We start from the raw sequence: 4,509 nt of genomic DNA on the forward strand, positions 1-4,509 counted from the left end.
CTATTTATGCCCCAATCGAAAGGAGTGGAAGGAAAAGGTATTAAAATGCATTTTTTCTACGCTCCAAACTGCCAACACTGTGCAAAACAGAAACTATTTAACCAAGTGCTACTAAAGAAATACCACCTTCAGATTATTAGCCATGATATAACTAACCCTGTGGAAAGGAAGTTGTTTCTCTTCACGGCAAAACAGCACGGTATTTCTCGACATAATTTGGGAGTCCCTTTAACTATTGTTATGGGCAGAGCTATTATTGGGTTTGAATCTCAAGAAAGTACAGGACATCTTATTGAGCAAGCTTTAAAACAAGAGAGTACAGAACAAATACCCTTACAGATAAAAACTTTTAAAACGGCCAAAATTCCAATTCTGGGTGAAGTAGATATAGCCCATTCCTCATTAACCACACTCGCAATTGTTCTTGGCCTTTTAGATGGTTTTAATCCCTGTGCAATGTGGGCTTTAGTTTTCCTTATTGGTCTAGTGATGGGGTTACATGATAATAAAAAACTTTTGCTTTTAGTTGGAACATTTGTTCTGTCCTCAGGAATATTATATTTTTTATTTATTTCCGCATGGTTAAATGCATTTCTTCTAATTGGTTATCTACGTCCAGTGGTTATTATAATTGGTGGATTTGCAATCTCTCTCGGGGTTTTGCAGATAAGAGATTTTTTATAAAAGACTTTTCTTGTCCTCTTCCAACGGAGCAAAAACAAAAGGTCATGCAACGCATGAAAACATTGGTGCTGTCACCACTAACAATAACAACAGTTACAGGTATTATCATTTTAGCATTCGTCGTAAACTTGATAGAGTTTGTTTGCTCATCATTTGTTCCTGCAATTTTTACGCAAGCGCTTGCTTTACATAAGCTTCAACTTTGGCAATATTATTTGTATGTTTTATTGTATGTTCTATTTTTTATGCTGGATGATTTGATTATTTTCAGCCTTGCAATATTTACTATCAACAGGATAAGTGTTCAATATGCCAAGTGGTGCAAGCTTATCGGTGGTATTACATTATTTGCTGTAGGAATTCTCTTACTTATTATCTCTAATACATAATCTAATTGTTTGAATATTTACCTATCCAGATGAAGTCCAATATCAGCCAATTTAGTAAAATAGGCAACTATGTTTGCATAGTATAAAAATGATTGTCGCATTTGGAGTTAAAACGCACCAGTAGGGAATTTACTAAGAGTCAAGCTTGGATTGGCTCCCCGGGACGGGCTCGAACCGCCGACCTAATGATTAACAGTCATTTATTATTCGATATCAATCGATTTCAAATAATATCAAAAAATATCATAATTTATTGTAAATATTAGATTTTTTAATGGAGTTTGACTTTCTTTTAATATCATTTAATATTATTTGAATTCACATTTAGTGGTACCAAAATTGGTACCAAAAATCATCTTGGTACCAGTCATGAAATTTACCGATGTGTACATCCGTAATTTAAAACCTCAGCAAAAATGGTTTGAACAAATCGAGTTTAGTGGGCTTGGAATTCGAGTCATGCCAGGGGGAGGTAAATCATGGATCTTCCGGTTCACTTTTGATGGCAAACGTTACAAGATGACTTTGGGCAAGTACCCAGGAATTGGCTTGAAGGAAGCACGTGAGCTGATGCTGGATGCAGAGCGTTTAAAAGAACAAGGAATTAATCCAATAGAACATGCTAAGCAACAACAAGCCAAATCAGACAACACTGTAAAAAAGCTGGCTTTAAGTTGGTATACCCATTATGTCGAAAAGCATTTAAAACGTCCTTTAACGGTTAAAAACAAATTGATGGTGATATCACTATGCTTCTTGGTGATTGGGTTTTGGATGAATTGGAAACCAAACACATTACCCAGGCACTGGATAAGATTGTTAAACGTGGAGCTAGTATCCATGCAAACCGCGTTTTAAGCTCGCTCAAGCAAATGTTTAGCTATGCGGTAAGCCGAGGTACCATGAGTACCAATCCAGCCTCTAACATTCGCGCAAGAGATATTGGAGGTCATGAGAAACCAAGAGAACGTGTTTTAAGTCTGGATGAAATCAAATCTCTCTGGCTATTTCTGGACGGTAGCGATTCGCAAATGGCACCTCAAACTCGCATTGCCATTAAGATTATTTTATTGACTGGTGTGCGTACTGCTGAACTGCGTTTGGCGCAGTGGGATGAAATTAATTTTGCTGAATCGCTTTGGACTATTCCCGCAATTCATTCAAAAGCCAGTATTGTGCACAAAGTGCACCTCAGCGATTTGACCATTAACCTATTACAACAATTAAAATTGATCAGTAAATCAAGCTATGTATTGACCGGTTTTGATGGACGTCAACCATTGACAGAAAATGCCTTGCCAAGGGCTATTAAGCGTATTCAGGATCGCTTAGGAATTCTCGAATGGACTGCGCATGATCTCCGCCGTACCTTTGCCACTCAGCTTGGCGAAACACTGCAAATTGATCCTGTGGTGGTAGAGAAATGCCTTGGTCATAAAATGCCGAGAATCATGGCAACTTATAATCGCAATGAGATGTTACCTCAGCGAAAAGAGACTTTAGAAAAGTGGGCAAGATGTATTGAAAACCTGATACAGGATAATGTGGTATATATTAAACAATTACTTTTGAATGAAGTAACTTCGCATTTAGTTACTAGCAATTGATCCCGTTTCCTGGTTGATAACGTCTTTGAAACTGGAAAAAACTACGATGATAAGTTATCATATAAGATAACCTAAGGATTTAATAATAAATGTCTTGGATTGTTGAGTTTTATAATGAGTCTGTTCAAGAGGCCATATTAGAAATGCCTCCCAAAATTCAGGCTAGAATGATTAAACTTTTGGAGCTGATTGAAAAACATGGTGCTAATCTCGGTCCACCTCATACTGAAGCAATGGGAGACGGATTATTTGAAGTTCGTGCTAAAGCTCAGGAAGGAATTGGACGTTCGCTTTATTGTTACATGAAGGGTAAGCATATTATGGTTTTGCACGCGTTTGTAAAGAAAAGTACAAAAACACCCAAGCCTGATTTGCAGTTAGCTCTGAAGAGAAAGCGGGAGGTAGAAAAATGATAAATCTCAAAACATTAAAAACAAAAGCGTTAAAAAATTTGGAAGTAAAAGAGGCCTATGATGCATTGGAATCTGAATTTGCCTTGATAGATACATTGCTTACGATGCGTCAAAAAGCAGGTTTAACTCAAGATGAATTGGCTGAGCGTATGGGGACAAAAAGGGCAATATTTCTCGTTTAGAAAAAGGAAATACCAACCCAAGCTGGAAAACGCTTGAAAAATATGCACAGGCCTGTGGTTTTGATATTTCAATGGCAGTTAAAAGAATCGCTTCATAATTTTTCACTTAATATTCATAACACTTTATGAGTTTAAATAGATTCCAAATATTCTAGTACGGCTAGATTATTTGGAATTTTTATAAACTCAATTTATTTTCTGGTTCAAACAATATCATTTAGTAACATGGCGACTAATCATATTGACTCTCTTTCTTATACACCTAAAATGAAAATGATATTGGGTTTTAAGGATAATTTCTGTGAGTTTTTTATTTGCTAACGTTCATGAATTAGCAGCATTACTTGAATTACCTTATATGCAAAGAGTAGTTTACCTGATGGGCATTCGCCCTTACATGGATAGACAAAGCTGTATCGTAGGCATCAAGCGCAGGATCAGTTATCAATCGTTGCGTGAAACACTTTATGTTGGACCGATTGCTGGCGTTAAAACGGGTAGTCCAAGTCTTCAGCAAATGAAACGGGCTGTTAAATCATTAGAACGTGCCGGACTTATTGAGATTCAGTCCACTGAAAGGCACTTGATAGTGAAATGTATTTACGCTGAATTGGATAACCCTGCACCAAAGAAGGCCGTATCGAAGCCGAACCTTAATCCCGACACAAACCCGACACAGGAAGAAGCAGCAGAATCAAGGCAATCTTCAGACCCAAAACAAAAACCCGACATATGTAATCTCGCAGAGGCCGACCCACCTCAGAAGTCAGAAGATAATAATTATATTTATATGTGTAGCAAATTTGAAAAATTTTGGAAAAGTTATCCACATCCCGTTGATAGGGAAGCAGCTTTTTATCAATTTATAGAACTTAACCCTGATGATAAGTTATTTGAAAAAATTATGACGGGACTACATGGGCAAATTGAAAGTTATAACCTTCAAGTAATGATCGGTGAATGGGTTCCTAAATGGAAATATCCAGCTAACTGGTTAGCCAAAAAATGTTGGCAAGCAGATCCGTACGTGTTTGAGCAATCACTACCAGTTGTACATGACTTGGAAAATCAACAGATAGGCATTCAAGAGGAGTGCCGTCCAGAGCATACTTAATTTTAGAGATGAGAGACGCTCGATAACGGTAATGCTTCGCACTTTGGAAAAGAAGAGTTACTTCCCTACCATCTATTGTTTTCTGCGTCACTGCAATTTTCCAGCAGTGACGCAGAAAAA

At 37.3% G+C, this 4,509-nt stretch carries 5 protein-coding genes and 1 pseudogene; all 6 read left to right on the forward strand.

The annotated features are described in order from the left end of the window. The first annotated feature begins 24 nt into the window (after positions 1-24). The 6 genes and pseudogenes from BN58_RS32700 to BN58_RS03970 all read left to right on the forward strand — a co-directional run bounded on the left by BN58_RS32700 (position 25) and on the right by BN58_RS03970 (position 4,389). Positions 25-684 (forward strand): hypothetical protein, encoded by a 660-nt coding sequence (locus BN58_RS32700; RefSeq protein ID WP_232220318.1) that lies wholly within the window; start codon positions 25-27, stop codon positions 682-684. A gap of 44 nt (positions 685-728) precedes the next feature. Then, the gene (locus BN58_RS32705; protein ID WP_019215738.1) at positions 729-1,073 is read left to right on the forward strand and encodes a hypothetical protein; all 345 of its coding nucleotides are present in this window, start codon (positions 729-731) and stop codon (positions 1,071-1,073) included. A 369-nt stretch (positions 1,074-1,442) separates the two neighbouring features. Next, positions 1,443-2,680, forward strand: a pseudogene (locus tag BN58_RS21885) (tyrosine-type recombinase/integrase). Positions 2,681-2,769: 89 nt separating this feature from the next. Continuing rightward, positions 2,770-3,093: a type II toxin-antitoxin system RelE/ParE family toxin gene (locus tag BN58_RS03960; protein ID WP_019215739.1), complete on the forward strand. Its 324-nt coding sequence runs from the start codon at positions 2,770-2,772 to the stop codon at positions 3,091-3,093. After that, complete coding sequence (locus BN58_RS21890; RefSeq protein ID WP_232220321.1) at positions 3,090-3,275, forward strand: helix-turn-helix domain-containing protein; 186 nt, start codon at positions 3,090-3,092, stop codon at positions 3,273-3,275. The genes BN58_RS03960 and BN58_RS21890 overlap by 4 nt, the downstream gene beginning before the upstream one ends. Positions 3,276-3,576: 301 nt before the next feature. After that, complete coding sequence (locus BN58_RS03970; protein ID WP_019215740.1) at positions 3,577-4,389, forward strand: hypothetical protein; 813 nt, start codon at positions 3,577-3,579, stop codon at positions 4,387-4,389. Positions 4,390-4,509: the final 120 nt, after the last annotated feature.

The sequence above is a fragment of the Legionella tunisiensis genome, from assembly GCF_000308315.1.
GTDB lineage: Bacteria > Pseudomonadota > Gammaproteobacteria > Legionellales > Legionellaceae > Tatlockia > Tatlockia tunisiensis.